Here is a 17,093-nt window from a genome sequence, read left to right as displayed (position 1 = left end):
GTGAGCGCTGCCCTTATCTCTGTCTATAAGACGATCTGCGTGGTGGATGGGGCACTGGCTCGTGCTGGCAGGGAAACGGCGGGCAAAAAAATAGGAGGGGCCAAGGCTCCTCCTACGGGTTCACGGACGCGGCTTAGAGCAGGGTGACGTTCTCAGCCTGGGGGCCTTTCTTGCCCTGGGTCACGGTGAACTGGACTTTTTGACCTTCAGCCAGGGTCTTGAAACCTGTGCTCTGGATGGAGGAGAAGTGAACGAATACGTCCGGTCCCTGGGATTGCTCGATGAAGCCAAAACCCTTGGTTTCGTTGAACCATTTTACTTGGCCGGTGCGAATGTCAGACATGTGCTAAGTCCTATCTATAACAAAATGAAACTAACGCCTTGTTGGGCAGCATTTGCTTAGGAAAGCAGGGGCCTACCCATGACTGACTACGTCGATGTGTTCCAGCCGGATGTAGTTCTTCCCTGTTTAAAGCACAAACGATTGTACGTAAGGTCGATCCCTTGTCAATTTGGCACTTTTCATTTTTTGAGCAAGCTAAAAGTATTGACGCATCAACGAGGTATTTCGGGCGGCGGGATGAAAAACGGGAGGCATGGCGCCTCCCGTTTGCATTGATAAAGTCAGGCCGGGCCTCACTCCTTGAGCGCGAACCCTTCCCCTTGCCGATCGTAGCGGTAGTTCACCTGCCCGAAGGAGCGAACCTCGACCCGCTGGATGCGGCGGCCGGCATCAACCAGCACGAACACCGACTTGCCGGACTGCAATCGGGTCAGCGGCCTGTCCGGCCCCTCGATGGCGATCAGGCGGCTAAGCTCGGCCCCCGGCAGTTCGAACTTGCGGAAGATGGAGTAGAGCGTCTCACCGGCCTGCACGTCGTGCTGCAGCCAGGTGCCGTCAACCTTCTCTTCCACCGGTTTGGCGGCTACCGGTGCGCTGCCCGTGCTGCCATTGCCGACGGTCAGGGCCTGGGTCGGCACCGCCAGCGGCACCGCGAGGGAGCCTGACGGGGCGGCGGTCGGGGCCGCAGGGGCAGGCTCCCAGGCGAGCACCAGCAGCCAGAGCGGGATCAGCACCAGCAGGCCTATGGTGTGCTTGCGAGGCAGCGGGCTCGCCAGCTTGAAGGACTTGGTGCTGGGTTCCTTGCTGGATTTTAGGCCGCTCAGGCCCTGACCGAGGCGCTGGCGCAGGGGCAGGGTAGCGGCATTGATACGATGGAGCAGGTTTCCTTGTGATTCGTCTTGGCGACGCTGCTGGGCTCGTCTGTTATGGCCACGTGGGCGACGGTCCGGGGTGGGCACGGCATTTACCTCTCACTACATTGCCTGCCATCAGGCAAATATGCCGCCTATGGTAAACGGACTCGCCCCCGAGGGGGAGAGTCCAGAGTAGGAAAATTATCAACTGAGACGGAATTGTCCGAGCAATTGCTGTAAACGTTCGGCCGCCTGGCGCAAGGCCTGGCTTGCCTGGGCGGTGTTGGTCGCATCCTGGGCGATGTCGTTGGCCAGTGCGTTGGTTTTTGACAGATTGCCGGAGACGGTCTCGGAAACCGAGCTCTGCTCCTCGGCGGCGGAGGCGATCTGGTAGGTCATGTCGTTGATGGTGGCGATGGCCTGGAAGATGCTGTCGAGCGCGGCTTCCGCCAGATCCGCCTCGTTCACCGCCTGATGGGTCAACTGTTGGCTCTGCTGGATGGCGCTCACCGCATTGGTGGAACTGTGGCGGATCTTCTCGATCAGCTCCTGGGTGTTCTGCACCGCCTGCTGGGTGTTGCCCGCCAGCTTGCGCACCTCGTCGGCCACCACGGCGAAGCCGCGGCCCTGCTCGCCCGCCCTGGCCGCCTCGATGGCGGCGTTGAGCGCCAGCAGGTTGGTCTGATCGGCGATGCCCTGAATGACGGTGAGGATGCTGGTGATCTGCTCGCTGTCATGGGCCAGCCCCTCGACCACCTCGGCGCCCTTGCCCGATTCGGCGGCGACCCTGTGCATGGACTGGATCACCTGCTGGAAGCGCACCTTGCCCTGATCCGCCGCCCCCTGGGCCTGCTTGGCCGAGTCGGCGGTGTTGTTGGCGTGGGTGGCCACCTCCTGGCTCACGTAAGACATCTCCTGCACCGCGGTCAGCATCTGTTCCATCTCCGCCTGGTGATGCTGCAGGTTGGTGTCGGTCTGGCCGGCGATGCGATCGGTGTCACCGGCGTAGCGGTGTACCTCGGTCGCGGTCTTCTGCACATCCCCGAGCAGGTGCTGCAACTTGTCGATGAAACGGTTGATGCCGCGGGCCAAGGCCCCCAGCTCGTCCCGGGACTGGGTATTGAGACGTTTGGTGAGATCCCCCTCGCCGTCGGCGATGTCATCCACCAGGCTGACCATCTGGCGGATGGGGCCCGTGATGCTGCGGGCGATCACCACCATGGTGGCGAGGCCAAGCACCAGCACCAGCAGGGCGCCGATGAGTTGCTGGGTCATGGCGGCGCGGTTCATGTCGGCGAGCTTGGCCGCCAGCTCATCGGCCCCCGCCAGCACCACCTTGTAGGGCAGGGTGACGATGATGGCCCAGTTGCGGCTCATGCCCGGCACCATGATGGGCACCGAGATGCGAAACGCATCGGTGAGCTCCTGGCGCTGCACCTCGGGCTTGAGGTACTGCTGCCAGCCATCCCCGAGCAGCTTGTCGGCACGGCTGCCGAGCAGGCTGGCGTCACCGCTGGTGCCGGTGATGACGCCGGCGGCACTGACGATCAGGGTCTCCCCCTTGCCGTCATAAATGTTGCTGTTGAGGGACTGGGCCTGACGGCTGATGGAGTCCACCGCCAGATCCAGCGCCGCTATCCCCTTGAACTGGCCGTCCAGCAGGATGGGGGTGGTGATGGTGCTCACCAGCACCTGCTGGCCGTTGATGTCCACCTTGAAGGGATCGATGAGGCAGGAGCGCCCCTCCCGTTTCGGGCAGGCGTAGTAGTCGTTGGCCGGGTTGCCGAACTCGTCCGCGTCGCTCTTGTCGATGGAGAGCAGCAGATCGGTGCCTATGCCGTCCTTGTCACGGTAGAAATAGGGGACGAAGCGGCCGGTGCTGTCACTGCCAAGGGCCGTCTGACCGGCGAAGAGTGCATCCTGGCCGTCGAAGCCGCCCGGTTCGAAACCGGCGAAGGCGCCGTACAGCTGGGGCTCCAGGGCGAGCTGGGCCTTGAGCAGATCCGTGGCCTGCTGGCGATCGAGCGGCAGCTTGCCCCCTTGCTGCTGGGCGAAGACGCTGGCCATCTGCTGGGTATAGGAGAGCCCCTTCTGCAGCAGCTGGGTGATGGTGGCAGCCTCGGCGCGGGCGTTGGCGCTCACCTTCTGCCAGGCTTCCTGTTGCAGGGCGGCGCGGCTGGAGGCGATGGTCAGTTGCTGGGTCTGCTTGCCCGAGTATTGGTTGAGCAGGATCAGGATGACCAAAGCCGTGGTCATGGCGATCCCCGCCATCACCAGGATGCGATTCTGAATAGAACGAAACTGCATCTTGCGTTCCTTGTAGGGTCTGAGTTGTTGGAATTATCGGCAGGACAGAGGATTTCTCCAGCGTTCCTCGCTAGCTAAGCGGAAAAAGAGGTCGGCTTCTGAGATCCCACTCATAAATAGTGGTCTTTGTGCTGCAGGGCCCTATTTTCCTCCTGGTTGTGCCATGGTTTTCCCATCCGGGTGTCTCGGTGCTAAAATGCGGCGGTTTTTTAATGAATTGGCCCAAGGCCCTCCACACAAGGCTTAAAGATGAAAGTCAAAACCCGTTTTGCTCCCAGCCCGACCGGCTTCTTGCATGTCGGCGGTGCCCGTACCGCACTCTATTCCTGGTTGTTTGCAAAGAGCCAGGGCGGTGAGTTCGTGCTGCGTATCGAGGATACCGATCTGGAACGTTCCACCCAGGAGGCGATCGACGCCATCATGGAAGGCATGGAATGGCTGGAGCTGAACTGGGATGAGGGCCCCTACTACCAGACCAAGCGTTTCGATCGCTACAACGGCCTCATCGACGAGATGCTGGCGGACGGTCGCGCCTACAAGTGCTTCTGCTCCAAGGAGCGGCTGGAGGCCCTGCGTGAAGGCCAGATGGCCAATGGCGAGAAGCCCCGCTACGACGGCAAGTGCCGCGACCACGCCCACGATCACCCGGCCGATGCGCCCCACGTCATTCGCTTCCGCAACCCGACCGAAGGCTCTGTGGTGTTCGATGACCACGTGCGCGGCCGCATCGAGTTTGCCAACACCGAGCTTGACGATCTCATCATCCGCCGTACCGACGGTGCCCCCACCTACAACTTCTGCGTGGTGGTGGACGACTGGGACATGGAGATCACCCACGTGGTGCGTGGCGAAGATCACATCAACAACACCCCGCGCCAGATCAACATCTACAAGGCCCTGAACGCACCCGTGCCGGAATTCGCCCACGTCTCCATGATCCTGGGTGACGACGGTGCCAAGCTCTCCAAGCGCCACGGTGCCGTCTCCGTCATGCAGTACCGTGACGACGGCTACCTGCCGGAAGCCCTGCTGAACTATCTGGTACGTCTGGGCTGGTCCCACGGCGATCAGGAGATCTTCAGCCTGGACGAGATGATCAAGCTGTTCAGCCTGGACGCCATCTCCAAGTCGGCTTCCGCCTTCAACACCGACAAGCTGCTGTGGCTGAACAACCACTACATGCGCACCCAGGATCCGGTCCATGTCGCCAAGTATCTGGAGTGGCACATGGCCGCCCAGAACATCGACACCCGCAATGGCCCCGCCTTGCCACAAGTAGTGACCCTGCTGGCGGAGCGCTGCAACACCCTGGTGGAGGTGGCCGCCCAGAGCCGCTACCTGTTCGAAGAGTACGAAGCACTCGACGAAGCCGCCGCCAAGAAGCACCTGCGCGGTGTGGCGGCCGAGCCGCTGACCCTGGCCAAGAGCAAGCTGGCCGCCCTGGAAACCTGGACCACCGAAGCGCTGCACGAGCTGATTGAAGCCACCGCTGCCGAGCTGGGGCAGGGCATGGGCAAGGTCGGCATGCCGCTGCGGGTTGCCGTCACCGGTCTGGGCCAATCCCCGGCTATCGACGCCGTGATGGCGCTGGTGGGCAAGGAGCGTGTCCTGGCCCGTATCGATCGCGCCTTGGCGTATATCGAAGCGCGCATGGCTGCCGAATAAGCCTCTGTGAATGACGCAAAAGGGCTCCCGAACGGGGGCCCTTTGTTTTTGAGCCTCAGTCGGATTTGTGACATAAAACAGAGAGATAGCGATGAGGTTGGCGGTAAAAACAGCGAACTGCCTGAATTTTGACTAAACGCTCCGGCCGGTGGTATTTTAGGGTTGACAGCAAAGCGGGTGATGCCTATCATGCGCCTCCGTTGCCAGAGATAACTTTGGTAGCGCCGAGGTGAGTTGGGGTTATAGCTCAGCTGGGAGAGCGCTTGCATGGCATGCAAGAGGTCCGCGGTTCGATCCCGCGTAGCTCCACCAAATTCTCCTCGAACAATCTGGAATCCAAGGGGTTATAGCTCAGCTGGGAGAGCGCTTGCATGGCATGCAAGAGGTCCGCGGTTCGATCCCGCGTAGCTCCACCAGGTTCCAAATTGACAATGCAGTACTCAGGGCAGTGCGGTGTGTATCACCCAGGCCGACCTTTGTGGGGTTATAGCTCAGCTGGGAGAGCGCTTGCATGGCATGCAAGAGGTCCGCGGTTCGATCCCGCGTAGCTCCACCATTATTGAAAGGCAGACGGCGTCCAGAACCGTTTGTCGAGTGACGAAGTTTCGGGGTTATAGCTCAGCTGGGAGAGCGCTTGCATGGCATGCAAGAGGTCCGCGGTTCGATCCCGCGTAGCTCCACCATTATTGAAGAGGCAGACGGTATCCAGAACCGTTTGTTGAATGACGAAGTTTCGGGGTTATAGCTCAGCTGGGAGAGCGCTTGCATGGCATGCAAGAGGTCCGCGGTTCGATCCCGCGTAGCTCCACCAAACACTCAAGGCCACCGTTATCGCGGTGGCCTTTTTGTTTTCTCAGTCATTTATTATTTTCATGATTGCCGTCTCTTCATTTACAAATCAAATGACCAACATGAGAAAGCCCGCGACTGTCGCGGGCTTTTTTCGTTATGCAGCGTACATCATGAGCTGTGTCGGCGGCGCCAGGCCAGGGGCAACAGGGCCAGCAGCAGGGCGCCCATGGCACCGCCACCGCCGTCCTTGCTCGGCTCCTGCAGCTTGAGATCGACGATGATGGGATCGTGATCCGAGGCGCTGAACGGGTTGTCGGACTTGACCATGTCGCCGGTGAAGCCCCGACCGTATTCGAACAGGTTGCTCTCGTAGGAGTTGATGTGCCAGTCGGCAACGGCTACCACCTTCTTGGCCAGCGTCGGGTTGGCGAGGGCATAGTCCAGGGTGCCGAGCTCCGCCTCATAGCTGTAGGAGATCGCTTTCTCCTGGTTGAACTTGACGTTCAAATCCACCAGACCATAGCTCTTGGCCACCTCCTGGCCGATCTGCTCATAGGCCTGCTCACCGAGGAAGGTGTGGGAGGCGGAGCGGATCTTGCGATCGCTGCTGGCCGGCGCATAGTCGGTCAGCACCCGGATCGGGTCTTCCTTGGCGTAGGAGTTGAAGTCCCCCACCAGCAGCACCTGGCCCGGCAGCTTGCTCACCGCCTCGCCCAGCACCTTGGCGGCACTGACCCGGAACTCGGTGCACTTGCCTTGCAGGTCGGCGGGCTCGGTCTTGCCATCCCCGTTCTCGTAGCAGCCCGATCCCTTGGATTTCAGATGGTTGACCACTAGGGTCAGGGGATCCTTGCTGCCCGCCACGGTGAAGCTCTGTACCAGGGAGTCGCGCTGACCGGCGGTCTTGGCGACGCCACCGACGGTGTAACGCTGCTCCGGCAGCGGGATCACGCCGGCGTCCCCGCTCGGGGTCAGCTTGGCCGGGCGATAGAGCATGGCCACCATGATGGCGTCGCCGCCGAAGTAGCGTTCTTGACCAAGCTGGGCCTTGGGCAAACTGACGAAGGCGTAGTGCTGGCTCGCGTCTTTCTGCTGGGCGTTGAGGCTCTTGACCAGGTCGCTGATGGCGGAGTGCTCGTCGAAGCCGTTGTTCTCCATTTCCATCAGGCCGAGCAGATCTGCGTCCATCTCGGTGATGGCGTTGACTATCTTGGTGCGCTGTTGCTGGAAGTCTTCCAGGTTCTTGGCGCCGCGGTTGCAACCCTTGGCGCTGTCCGCATCCGCCTGATCCTTGCACAGCACGTTGAGGGCACCGCCCACGCTGGAGTGGCTGGTGAAGTAGTTGAGCACGTTGAAGCTGCCGACCCGCAGATCCGTGCCGGCGGTGCGGGCAGGGGCGCGCTGGCGATCGTTCTCGTCGGTGCGCAGCAGGTCCCCGACCGTGATGGTCTGATCCTTGGGCACGATCAGCCGGTATTCGTTGTAGCTGTAGCCAACCAGGGCCTCCAGGTTGACCGGGGCATCGCCGACCCGCAGGTAGCCCTGCTCCGGCTCCCAGGCGGGCAGCCAGGGCAGCTTGCCATCGGCGGCCTTGAAGTCCGATTCGAGGAACACCCGGTTGCCCCCATTGGCCTCGGCCAATGCCTTGGCCTGGTCGCTACCCGCCACGTGCAACTGGGTCGGTTTCATCAGGGGCGCCAGGTGGGAGAGCACCAGGTTGTTGCGACGGGCGGCATAGTCGTAGCTGAAGTTGCGGCTGATTTTGAGCTCACTGCCCGCATCGAGGCGCACCCGCATCCCCTCGTGGCGCTCCAGCGCCCGGGCCAGGGTTTCCCCCTCCAGCACCCGCAGCGCCGTGGCGGCGGGGACAGTGCCCTGAGCCAGCACCTGCAGGCGGGGAGTGCTAGCGTCGAGGACGGGCTTGAGCTGGGTATGGTTGTAATACTCTTCGACCTTGGCCTCCAGACAGACTTCGGCCCCCGGCTTGATGCCCGGGTACTTGGTCGCGAAGTTCTTGTCGTTGAGGTAGACGAAGATGCCATCCGAAGTCTGGGGGTCTCCATCCCCCTGCACGTCTTGCAGGTAGAAGCCCTTGTTCAGACTTTCGCCGAGGGCGCTGACCACGGCTTTCACCGAGACGCTCTGATTGCTTTCAAACTGGCCGTCCGGGATGAGGGGGCTCTTGTCGCCACTGCCCTGGATGGCGGGGATGGGGGTGAGGGCGCTGTCGGCCGGGCAGCTGAAGCCGGCGGCCTGGAGTGACGGGGACGCGAGCGCGAGCCCCACGGCCAGTGACAGCAGGGTAGGGGTACCTTTCATTGTGTTTCCTTTTTTATTTTTGCCAGTGATTCCATAGCCTTGGTGCCTGAACCAAGGGCGCGCATTGTCACACTTCTGGCTGCTCATACCAGTGAACCAGCGCACAGAATGGGGAAGCAAAAGAGGCTGTTTCAATTTTTTTGACACAGCTAACGTTATGAAAATAATGATAAAAATGTCATTTCATCGCGGATGAAATAGTGTGAGCCCGCCAGCGTTTACATATTTCTCATCGAGAATGAAGATTGAGTGTTTGTCACTTGCTTCCTATACTCGGGCTGTTCCTCACGGAACCCAGGTAAAGAGCAAACCGACAGTGATGTCGAGACGCAAAGCCTCCGGTCTGCCAGCGATGACAGATAGCGGGGTTCCCCCGGGTGACATGAGGGTATGTGGCCCGTCCATGGCCTGTTGTCGACCCCTTTTCGCCTGTTGCTGTTGCCCTTTGCCCGGTCATTAAAAGCCAAGACCAACAAGGAAGATAACAAGATGCAACAGACCCTCAGGCCCAGCAGGCTCGCCATGCTGGTTGCCCTTGCGACCATGCCCGGCTGGGCGCAGGCCGCCTATCCCGCCTATCAGGCCGGTACCGCCTACAAGGCTGGCGATATCGTCAGCAACGTAGGCAACCTCTATGAATGCAAGGAATTCCCCTACTCCGGCTGGTGCGGCGCTTCGTCCTACCACTATGCCCCCGGGGTGGGCACCGTCTGGGCGGATGCCTGGAAGCCGTTCACCGACGGCAGCACGACGCCGGGTCTGACGCTGGCCATTGGCTCGCCCGCCGCTGGTAGCGCTTTCAATGAAGGTGCCCCGGTCGCCCTGGCGGTGACCCTTGGCGGCAACAGCAGCGCCCTGGTCAAGGTCGAATATCTGATCGATGGCACCCAGGTCGCGGTGAGCAGCGCAGCCCCCTGGTCGGCGAGCTGGACTGCCAGCGGTGTCGGTGCCCATCAACTGAAATCCCGGGCGCTGGACAAGGATGGCAAGGTGCTCGGCGAGGCGGATGTCAGCTTCAACGTCGCCGCCGTGGTGGCGCCCGAGGCGCCGAAGGTGAGCCTCGCGAGCCCGGCTGCCGGTGCCAAGGTGACGCTGGGTCGCAGCACGGCGGTGAGTGGCAACGTCACCGATGCCAACAACGACGTGGCCAAGGTCGAGCTGTTCGTGAACGGCCAGAAGGTGGGCGAGGATACCAGCGCGCCCTGGCAGGTGAACTGGACACCCCAGGCCAAGGGGCTGACCGGCCTCAAGCTGGTCGCCACCGACAAGGGCAATCTGGTGGGCGAGTCCGCCCAGGTGGATGTGCAGGTGGAAGAGGCGGCGCTGCCGCCCACCGGCGGCAACCTCTCCTGCGATGTGCGCCAGATCTACCGCGCCGATGGCAGCGAGTGCATGGGGGATGACCATGCTCGCCGGGTCATCGGCTACTTCACCTCCTGGCGTACCGGCAAGAACGGCCTGCCCGCCTACCTGGTGAATGACATTCCCTGGGACAAGATCACCCACATCAACTACGCCTTCGCGGCTGTGGACGAGCAGAGCCACACCATCAAGGTGGATGACGCCGCCACCAAGATGACCTGGAGCGGGGTGCCGGGTGCCGAGATGGATCCCGAGTTCGCCTATCAGGGCCACTTCAACCTGCTCTCCAAGTACAAGAAGCAGTATCCGGACGTGAAGACCCTGATCTCGGTCGGGGGCTGGGCCGATACCCGCGGCTTCTACACTGCCACCACCAAGGGTGACTGCACAGTCAACACCGCCGGCATCAACGCCTTCGCCGATTCCGCGGTGAGCTTCATCCGTCAGTACGGCTTTGACGGGGTGGATGTGGACTATGAATACCCCACCTCCATGAAGGATGCGGGCAACCCCAACGACTTCCCCCTCTCCAACCAGTGCCGGGCCAAGCTGTTTGCCAACTACGAAGTGTTGATGAAGACCCTAAGGGGCAAGTTGGATACGGCCGGTACCGAGGATGGCCGCAAGTACATGCTGACCATCGCCTCGCCGGCCTCGGCCTACCTGTTGCGCGGCATGGAGAACTTCCAGGTCACCCAGTATCTCGATTACGTCAACCTGATGACCTATGACTTCCACGGTGCCTGGAACAACTTCGTGGCTCACAACGCCGCCCTGTTCGACAACAAGGCGGATCCCGAGCTGGCTCAATGGGGTGTCTACAGCCAGGCCCAGTACGGCGCCATCGGCTACCTGAACTCCGCCTGGGCGGCCCACTACTTCCGTGGCGCCCTGGCAGCTGGCAAGATCAACATCGGGGTGCCCTATTACACCCGTGGCTGGCAAGGGGTGACCGGCGGGACTCATGGTCTCAATGGCAAGGCGGCCCTGCCGAGTCAGAGCAACTGTCAGCCGGGCACCGGTGGCAGCACCATTCCTTGCGGCAACGGTGCAGTCGGGATCGACAACATCTGGCATGATCTGGACAAGAACGGCAAAGAGATCGGCGCTGGTGCCGTGCCCATGTGGCACGCCAAGAACCTGGAGCATGCGGCCAGCCTCGGCATCACCACGCTGCCGAGCTATGGCACCGCCTGGGGTCTGGATCCCAATGATCCTGCCGATGTGATCCAGGGCCAGTATGTGCGCTACTTCGACGACAAGGCGCAGGTACCCTGGCTGTGGAACGAGCAGAAGAAGGTGTTCCTCTCCACTGAAGATGAAGAGTCCATGGGCAAGAAGCTGGACTACATCGTCAAGCGGGGCCTGGGGGGCGTCATGTTCTGGGAGATGGCGGGGGACTATGACTTCGATCCGGCCAAGAACGAGTATGTGATGGGCAGCACCCTGACCAGTCTCGCCTATGACAAGTTCAAGGCGGCCACACCGCCCAACCTGAAGCAGAACGATCTGCCTGCCCCGGCGGCCCAGCTCGATATCGCTGTCAGCCTCTCCGGTTTCAAGGAAGGAGATTCCAACTACCCGATCAACCCCACCCTCAAACTGACGAACAAGTCGACCCAGACCATTCCGGGTGGTACGCGTATCGAGTTCCTGGTACCCACCTCCACCTCTGACACCATCACGGATCAGAGTGGCATGGGGCTGAAGGTGGTGGAGAGCGGTGGCAACCAGAACTCCGATGGCATCGCGGGCGAGAAGGACTTCCACAAGGTGGCCATGACGCTGCCGACCTGGAAGGCCTGGGCACCGGGTTCCGACGTCGAAGTAGCCATGACCTACTACCTGCCGGCGGCGGGTGTGCCCAGCGGCGTGCGCCTGATTGTCGGCAGCCAGACCATAGGTCTCAAGGCTGACTTCCCGGCGCTGGCCGAGGCCGTGGTGGGCACGGGCGGCGGTGATGGCGGCAACGGTGGCACGACCTGCAGCAGCCAGAGCGTCAACCCGGCGAGCTATCCGGCCTATCCGAGCTGGCCGCAGGGGGATCACGCCAATGCCAACGATCGCGTGACCAATGGCAAGGCGGTCTGGCAGGCCAACTGGTGGACCAGCAGCGAACCCAAGGCCGGTGACGGCAGCTGGAAGCTGGTGTGCAACTACTGATGTGATGAAGCGGCATCTTTCCGATGCCTCGTAGAGACGACAAATCCGGAGCCTGGCTCCGGATTTTTTTATGAGGAGTCAGCGTGATAAACGGCCATAAAAAAGACCGCTCCGAAGAGCGGCCAATGTGCCACCAAGGCAACTGGTGGGGCAGAGCCCCTTGTGTCGTGGAGGCATGGCGAAGCCAATGCTTCGCCTGGCATGTCACTGGGTGACGGCGCCCCCTTGTTGTTCCTTCAGGAAGTTGATCCAGGGAGAGGCGCGGCCGCTGACGCTGCCGTTTTGAGCCGCCTGACTGAAGGCGGAGAGCGCCTCCTTCGGTTTCTGCTGCTCAAAATAAGCCACCCCGGTCAGGAACTTCAGATCCGCCCGCTGTTCCCCGTTGGCATTGGCCGCCGGCTTGGCGGCGAAGGCCACCAGATCCTGGTAGCGTTTGCTCTGGATCATCATGCGCGCCATCTTCAGCTGCAGTTCGGCGTTGGGGGCCAGCTTGTAGGACTTGGCCAGGGTATCGATGGCCGGATCCAGCTCCTTGGCCTGATGCCAGTAGTTGGCCAGCGTCTTGTAGTTGGTCGCACTGCCCTCGATGATCCCGTCCTTCATGGCCTTTTCCATCACCCTGGCGGCGCGATGGGGAATGCCGGTAAAGGCCAGGTAGTTGGCGAGGCGCTGCAACTCGTTGGCCTCGGTCAGCATGCCGAGGTTATAAGCCCCCTCCAGCGCTGCCAGTGCCTTGGCGTCGTTGCCCGCCTGCATGTGCATGGCGGAGAGCTGGGTCCAGTACTTCTTCTTCTCCGGATACCGGTCGATGAGGGCGGTCAGCACCTCGGTGGCCGGTTTGTACTGTTTCAGCTCATAGTGCGCCGCCATCTTGAGCAGATACCAGGACTCGGGCGCCTTGCCCCCCGACAGCTTGATGGCCTGATCCACCGCCGGTATGGCTTCCCGGTACTGCTTGAGCTGCACATGGGCGTTGGCCAGGGTGATGTAGGCGTGGGGGGTGGGCTTCTCGTCCTTGCCAAGGCTCGCGAACCACTGGTTCATGGTGCTGATGGAGGCCTTGAAGTTTCCCTCCGCCATGTAGAGCTGGGCCAGGTTGTAACGCACCTGCTGGGCCACCGGCTGCGGCAGGCCGCCGGTGGCGATGGCATCGGCGAAGTACTTGGTCGCCTGGCCGTATTTTTCCTGTTGCGCGGCCACGAAGCCCAGGGTCTGCAGGATCACGCCCTTGTCGTAGACCCGCTCGCCTGCGCCGGACAGCGCATCCTGCAGCTTGGCATTGGCCTCGCCGTATTTCTTCTCGGTGATCAATTCCTGCGCCTTGTTGACCGCGCGATAGGCGCGATCGGAGAGGGCGGGTTGCTCGGCGGCCCAACTGGCGGTGCTGAGCAGCACCGCCATGGCGACCGGGGCGAGGATCAGGGTATGTAACTTTTTCATCGCCACCTTCCTTAGTTGACCGCGAACTCGATCTCTTGCTGCATACGGGAAGCCTGCGGCTTGCCATCGACCATGGCCGGTTTGAACGTCCATTTGGCGATGGTCTTGCGGGCCTCCTTGCCGAGGTCATAGCTGCGTGGCTCTTCCTTGACGATCCGCACGTTGCTGACGGTGCCGCGCTCGGTGACGGTGAATTCCACCAGCACCTTGCCGCTCGCCAGTCCCGCCAGGGCCGCCTTGCGGGGCATCATGGGCTCGAAGGTCGCCATGGGAATGGCGCCGTTGTTGCCACCGATGCCACCACCGCCGCCACCCGTGCTGTAGGCACCGAGGGCGTTGCCGCCACCAATGTTGACCGGGATGTCGAGTTTGGGCATGTCCATGGGGGAACTCTCCATCTGCGGCCGGTCCGTGCTGGCCACTTCCATCTCAGGAGGGGGAGGGGGCCGGTTCGGGGGCGGGGGCTTGGGCAGTTCCCGTTGTTTCTCTTGCAGAGTCTCCTGGGGCTTGAGGCGAATGAAGTCCGTCATGGTGACGTCTTCACGCTCCGTCAGCTCCCGGTGATCCGGCGTGATGAGCTTGTTCATTCCCAGAAACAGGAAGAACACCACCACGCAGGAGACCGCTATCGATATCAGGTATCTCATGGTGCTCGCTCCGGCGTCAGCTGCTCTTGCTTGCCGCGATGGAGATGTTCTGGACACCGGCCATGCGGATCTGATCCATGACCTGGACCACCAGACCGGAACGGGATTCGGTATCGGCCTGGATCACCACGGCACTCTCCGGGTTTTCGGCACGCAGGCGCTCGATGTTGGCACGCACGGCACCCACTTCGACGACCCGCTTGTCGACCCAGACCTGACCATTCTCGCGAACCGCAACCATGATGTTCCCCTTCTTCACCGTCTCCGCCGTGCTGGCGCTCGGACGGTTGATCTCCACCCCGGACTCCTTGACGAATGAGGTGGTGACGATGAAGAAGATCAGCATGATGAACACGATGTCCAGCATGGGGGTCAAATCGATGGCCGCCTCATCAGCACCGCTGTCGCTGTGACGTTTTCTCATAGCAAAAACTCCTTGCTTAACTGATGGCCGGGCGGCGTGCCGCCTGGCCAGTGCATCCTGCATTAACCGTGTTTCAGGTTGTCTTCCAGCTTCTCGACCGCCAGCCTGGCTTTATGATCGAGCTGATTGACAAAAAACAGGCCGGAAAGGGCGGCAATCATGCCTGCCATGGTCGGAACCGTCGCCTTGGAGATGCCCGAGGCCATCGCTCTGGGGGAACCGGTGCCGGTGATGGCCAGGGTGTCGAACACCTGCACCATGCCCACCACGGTTCCCAGCAGCCCCATCAGCGGGCAGAGGGCGATCAGCACCTTGATGATCGGCATCCCCTTGTCCACCGCCATGGCGACCCGGGAGACCAACTCGCGCCGGATCTGCTTGGCCGACCAGGAGAGATGGTCGCTGCGGGCCAGCCAGGTTGCCTTGGTCTGCTTCACCTGCTTGGGATAGACGGTCATGAAGTAGAACCAGCGCTCCAGCAGCAGTGCCCACATCATCAGGGTCAGGATGAACAGGGCGACCAGTACGTCGCCCCCCAATCCCAGAAACCGGCGGACCGACTCGACTTCTTCAATCAACCAGAACCACATGGTGACTCCTTAGGCTGCAGCCTTGGCGGCGTACAGGCTCTCCTGGTAGCGGGCCACAAAGCCTGCGCTCTGCTCTTCCAGCACCTGGATGAGACGGCGGCTCTGGGTCTGCACAATGGTGTAGAGGAACAGCATGGGCACCGCGACCACCAGACCTTGCATGGTGGTGACCAGGGCCTCGGAGATGCCGCCTGCCATCAGCTTGGGATCGCCGGTACCGAACAGGGTGATGGCCTGGAAGGTGGCGATCATGCCGACCACGGTACCCAGCAGACCCAGCAGCGGGGCCACGGAGGCGATCAGCTTGATGATGCTGATGCCCTTCTCGAACTTGGGCACGTTGCGCAGGATGATCTCGTCGAGCTTGGATTCCAGATCCTCGATGTTGTCACCGCGATGGCCCTGGTAAGCTTCCAGCATCTCGCCGATGGGGTTGCCCTTGATGATCTGCTCGGATTTGAGCTGCTTGCGCATGGAGCCGCCGATCAGCGACAGACGGGCACCACAGAACAGGGCCAGCAGGGTACCGAGCACGCCGAGTACCATGATGACGTAGCCCACTTCACCCCCTTGATCGATGCGCTCCTTCAGGGTCGGAGACTGCACCAGCAGGGAGAGGATCACGCCGCGGGACGGATCGACGAAGATGGGCTCGACGGCGCCGCCGCCCTGCTCAAACTTGGCGACCGGCTCCAGCACGCTGCTGTCCGGCTGACGGGGCAGCTGTTCGAACTTGCCGGTTTCCGGCACGAAGGTCAGGTACTTGCCATCGGAGACGGTGTTGAACTCGCCGATCTGGGTGACCGTCTTCTCGGCCTGGTTGCCCTCGCCGTAGACCACGGTGGCCGGGATCTGGCTTACCTTGCCACCATCGACCATGCGGCCAAGGGTGACGGTCCAGAAGGCGGTCAGATCGTCGCTGGAGGGCAGCTCTTTACTCTCGGCGAGGCGAGTCAGCAGCGCCGCCTGCTCCGGATGCTCGACCCGGCGGGCGGAGGCGTTGAAGATCCCCTTGAACTCGCCGGCGAACTGACGCAGTACGCCGAACATCTCTCCCATGTTGCCGGAACGCTGGCGCAGGGTTTCGGTCAGCTCGGTCAACTGCTTGTCGTTGGCGTCGAAGGTCGCTTTGAGCTGCTCGCCCTTGGCGGTCTCGGCGGCAAGCTCGGCCTTGGCTTTGGCCAGCAGGGCCCCTTGCTCGTTCTTGTCCGCGAGGAAGCGGGCTTCCCGCTCCTTGTTGAGCTGGGATTCGCTGGTGCTGGCGGCTTTGACCTGGCTCAGCAGGGCATTGAGATCCACCGGTTTCTCGGCGGCGGTCACCGGCAGGGTGATCAGGGTGGCTCCCGCAATCAGGGAGGCAATGGCCAGTTTGATTCCTTTCATGATGCTTTCTCCGCAGTTTGAACCGGCAGCTTGATGAGGGCGGGTGGCGCCTGTTTCTTGGCAATACGCAAGCCCTGTTCTACTGCACTGCGATACTCCTGGGGCAACTCTTCCCATTGGCGGGTCTTCTTGTTCCACATGCCGGTCTCGTTACCATCCGGGGACTGGTAGAGCAGGGCGATGCGCCCGACCCGCAGGAACTCATAGGTCTTCTCGCTGCCATCCTTGTCCAGGCTCGCCTTGTAGGATTCGATGGTGCGGCTGAAGCCCTCTTCGATCTGGTAGGCCTCGAGGATCTTGCGGTACTTCTCGGAGATGGTGACGTCGGCCCGGTTCATGAGATCGGTCAGGGCGGCCACGCGGTCCTCGCGCTCCACCTTCTGGAACGGCAGATCCAGGGAGACGAACTGATCGAGGGAGTCGATCATCTTGAGCATCAGGGGCACCACTTCGGTGCTGGTCTGATCGATCTGGTCTATCTGGCGCTGCATGGAGGCCAGCTCGCTGCTCTGGGACTCGACCATCTTGCCGACCTGCTCGTTGTAGGTTCGCAGGCTGTCGACCTGACGCAGGGCGGCCTTGTACTGCGCCAGGGCCGTTTCGGCAGACTCGGCGTAGTTGTCGATCTTCTGTTGGGAAACTTTGGATGCATTGTCGGTGGCGGCTTGAGTGTCCACGGCCTGGTTGGCAGAGGCGGCACTCAGATTGAAGCTGGTCAGCAAGGCAGCGGAAACCAGGCTGCCGAGGAGCGCTTTCTTCATTGTAATAGTCCTTGTTTTCATAGGATTACCCTATCTCCATTAC

General features: G+C 61.6%; 12 protein-coding genes, 5 tRNA genes and 1 riboswitch. Of the genes, 7 read left to right on the top strand and 10 right to left on the bottom strand.

Annotation, left to right across the window (positions count from 1 at the left end; translation table 11 throughout):
- Window positions 1-133: 133 nt before the first annotated feature.
- From ABNP46_RS16735 to ABNP46_RS16725, 3 genes are all read right to left on the bottom strand, one after another.
- Window positions 134-343, bottom strand: a complete 210-nt coding sequence (locus ABNP46_RS16735; protein ID WP_005327092.1) for a cold-shock protein — start codon at window positions 341-343, stop codon at window positions 134-136.
- Window positions 344-636: 293 nt separating this feature from the next.
- Window positions 637-1,302, bottom strand: coding sequence for a LysM-like peptidoglycan-binding domain-containing protein (locus tag ABNP46_RS16730; RefSeq protein WP_349919340.1), 666 nt, complete (start codon window positions 1,300-1,302; stop codon window positions 637-639).
- Window positions 1,303-1,401: 99 nt separating this feature from the next.
- Window positions 1,402-3,504 carry a methyl-accepting chemotaxis protein gene (locus ABNP46_RS16725; protein WP_349919339.1) on the bottom strand — a complete coding sequence of 701 codons (2,103 nt, stop codon included), beginning with the start codon at window positions 3,502-3,504 and terminating at the stop codon, window positions 1,402-1,404.
- Between the two features lie 249 nt (window positions 3,505-3,753).
- Between ABNP46_RS16725 and gltX the strand changes: the two genes are divergently transcribed.
- The 6 genes from gltX to ABNP46_RS16695 all read left to right on the top strand — a co-directional run bounded on the left by gltX (window position 3,754) and on the right by ABNP46_RS16695 (window position 5,980).
- Window positions 3,754-5,169 (top strand): glutamate--tRNA ligase, encoded by a 1,416-nt coding sequence (gene gltX, locus ABNP46_RS16720; protein WP_349919337.1) that lies wholly within the window; start codon window positions 3,754-3,756, stop codon window positions 5,167-5,169.
- A 236-nt stretch (window positions 5,170-5,405) separates the two neighbouring features.
- A tRNA-Ala gene (locus tag ABNP46_RS16715) sits at window positions 5,406-5,481 on the top strand.
- A gap of 28 nt (window positions 5,482-5,509) precedes the next feature.
- Window positions 5,510-5,585: transfer RNA gene (locus tag ABNP46_RS16710), tRNA-Ala, on the top strand.
- Between the two features lie 64 nt (window positions 5,586-5,649).
- Window positions 5,650-5,725: transfer RNA gene (locus ABNP46_RS16705), tRNA-Ala, on the top strand.
- Between the two features lie 51 nt (window positions 5,726-5,776).
- Window positions 5,777-5,852: transfer RNA gene (locus ABNP46_RS16700), tRNA-Ala, on the top strand.
- A gap of 52 nt (window positions 5,853-5,904) precedes the next feature.
- Window positions 5,905-5,980 (top strand) — tRNA-Ala (locus ABNP46_RS16695).
- Window positions 5,981-6,129: 149 nt separating this feature from the next.
- On the opposite strand, the gene ABNP46_RS16690 is transcribed toward ABNP46_RS16695, so the two are convergent.
- Complete coding sequence (locus tag ABNP46_RS16690; RefSeq protein ID WP_349919335.1) at window positions 6,130-8,280, bottom strand: ExeM/NucH family extracellular endonuclease; 2,151 nt, start codon at window positions 8,278-8,280, stop codon at window positions 6,130-6,132.
- Between the two features lie 294 nt (window positions 8,281-8,574).
- Window positions 8,575-8,656: riboswitch (cyclic di-GMP riboswitch) on the top strand.
- A 146-nt stretch (window positions 8,657-8,802) separates the two neighbouring features.
- Between ABNP46_RS16690 and ABNP46_RS16685 the strand changes: the two genes are divergently transcribed.
- Entirely contained in the window at window positions 8,803-11,805 is a 3,003-nt protein-coding gene (locus ABNP46_RS16685) for a glycosyl hydrolase family 18 protein (RefSeq protein WP_349922541.1), read from the top strand.
- A 204-nt stretch (window positions 11,806-12,009) separates the two neighbouring features.
- Here the strand turns inward: ABNP46_RS16685 and ABNP46_RS16680 are convergent, their stop codons facing one another.
- The 6 genes from ABNP46_RS16680 to ABNP46_RS16655 form a co-directional block, all read right to left on the bottom strand.
- Window positions 12,010-13,245 (bottom strand): tetratricopeptide repeat protein, encoded by a 1,236-nt coding sequence (locus ABNP46_RS16680; protein WP_349919334.1) that lies wholly within the window; start codon window positions 13,243-13,245, stop codon window positions 12,010-12,012.
- A gap of 11 nt (window positions 13,246-13,256) precedes the next feature.
- Window positions 13,257-13,892 carry an energy transducer TonB gene (locus ABNP46_RS16675; RefSeq protein WP_349919333.1) on the bottom strand — a complete coding sequence of 212 codons (636 nt, stop codon included), beginning with the start codon at window positions 13,890-13,892 and terminating at the stop codon, window positions 13,257-13,259.
- A 16-nt stretch (window positions 13,893-13,908) separates the two neighbouring features.
- Window positions 13,909-14,316: an ExbD/TolR family protein gene (locus ABNP46_RS16670; protein ID WP_005327075.1), complete on the bottom strand. Its 408-nt coding sequence runs from the start codon at window positions 14,314-14,316 to the stop codon at window positions 13,909-13,911.
- A gap of 62 nt (window positions 14,317-14,378) precedes the next feature.
- Window positions 14,379-14,906, bottom strand: coding sequence for a MotA/TolQ/ExbB proton channel family protein (locus tag ABNP46_RS16665; RefSeq protein WP_349919330.1), 528 nt, complete (start codon window positions 14,904-14,906; stop codon window positions 14,379-14,381).
- 9 nt (window positions 14,907-14,915) lie between these two features.
- Window positions 14,916-16,289 carry a MotA/TolQ/ExbB proton channel family protein gene (locus ABNP46_RS16660; protein ID WP_349919329.1) on the bottom strand — a complete coding sequence of 458 codons (1,374 nt, stop codon included), beginning with the start codon at window positions 16,287-16,289 and terminating at the stop codon, window positions 14,916-14,918.
- The gene (locus tag ABNP46_RS16655; protein ID WP_349919328.1) at window positions 16,286-17,050 is read right to left on the bottom strand and encodes a DUF3450 domain-containing protein; all 765 of its coding nucleotides are present in this window, start codon (window positions 17,048-17,050) and stop codon (window positions 16,286-16,288) included. The genes ABNP46_RS16660 and ABNP46_RS16655 overlap by 4 nt, the downstream gene beginning before the upstream one ends.
- Window positions 17,051-17,093 lie beyond the last annotated feature (43 nt).

Source organism: Aeromonas veronii (assembly GCF_040215105.1).
In the GTDB taxonomy this organism is placed as follows: Bacteria; Pseudomonadota; Gammaproteobacteria; order Enterobacterales; family Aeromonadaceae; genus Aeromonas; species Aeromonas veronii_G.
This window is presented reverse-complemented; position numbering and strand designations above follow the sequence as displayed.

Excerpts from the sequence above, each read along its gene's own strand:
- ABNP46_RS16735 (WP_005327092.1), bottom strand. The coding sequence starts at position 343 with ATGTCTGACATTCGCACCGGCCAAGTAAAATGGTTCAACGAAACCAAG.
- ABNP46_RS16725 (WP_349919339.1), bottom strand. The coding sequence starts at position 3,504 with ATGCAGTTTCGTTCTATTCAGAATCGCATCCTGGTGATGGCGGGGATC.
- gltX (WP_349919337.1), top strand. The coding sequence starts at position 3,754 with ATGAAAGTCAAAACCCGTTTTGCTCCCAGCCCGACCGGCTTCTTGCAT.
- ABNP46_RS16690 (WP_349919335.1), bottom strand. The coding sequence starts at position 8,280 with ATGAAAGGTACCCCTACCCTGCTGTCACTGGCCGTGGGGCTCGCGCTC.
- ABNP46_RS16685 (WP_349922541.1), top strand. The coding sequence starts at position 8,803 with ATGCTGGTTGCCCTTGCGACCATGCCCGGCTGGGCGCAGGCCGCCTAT.
- ABNP46_RS16680 (WP_349919334.1), bottom strand. The coding sequence starts at position 13,245 with ATGAAAAAGTTACATACCCTGATCCTCGCCCCGGTCGCCATGGCGGTG.
- ABNP46_RS16675 (WP_349919333.1), bottom strand. The coding sequence starts at position 13,892 with ATGAGATACCTGATATCGATAGCGGTCTCCTGCGTGGTGGTGTTCTTC.
- ABNP46_RS16670 (WP_005327075.1), bottom strand. The coding sequence starts at position 14,316 with ATGAGAAAACGTCACAGCGACAGCGGTGCTGATGAGGCGGCCATCGAT.
- ABNP46_RS16665 (WP_349919330.1), bottom strand. The coding sequence starts at position 14,906 with ATGTGGTTCTGGTTGATTGAAGAAGTCGAGTCGGTCCGCCGGTTTCTG.
- ABNP46_RS16660 (WP_349919329.1), bottom strand. The coding sequence starts at position 16,289 with ATGAAAGGAATCAAACTGGCCATTGCCTCCCTGATTGCGGGAGCCACC.
- ABNP46_RS16655 (WP_349919328.1), bottom strand. The coding sequence starts at position 17,050 with ATGAAGAAAGCGCTCCTCGGCAGCCTGGTTTCCGCTGCCTTGCTGACC.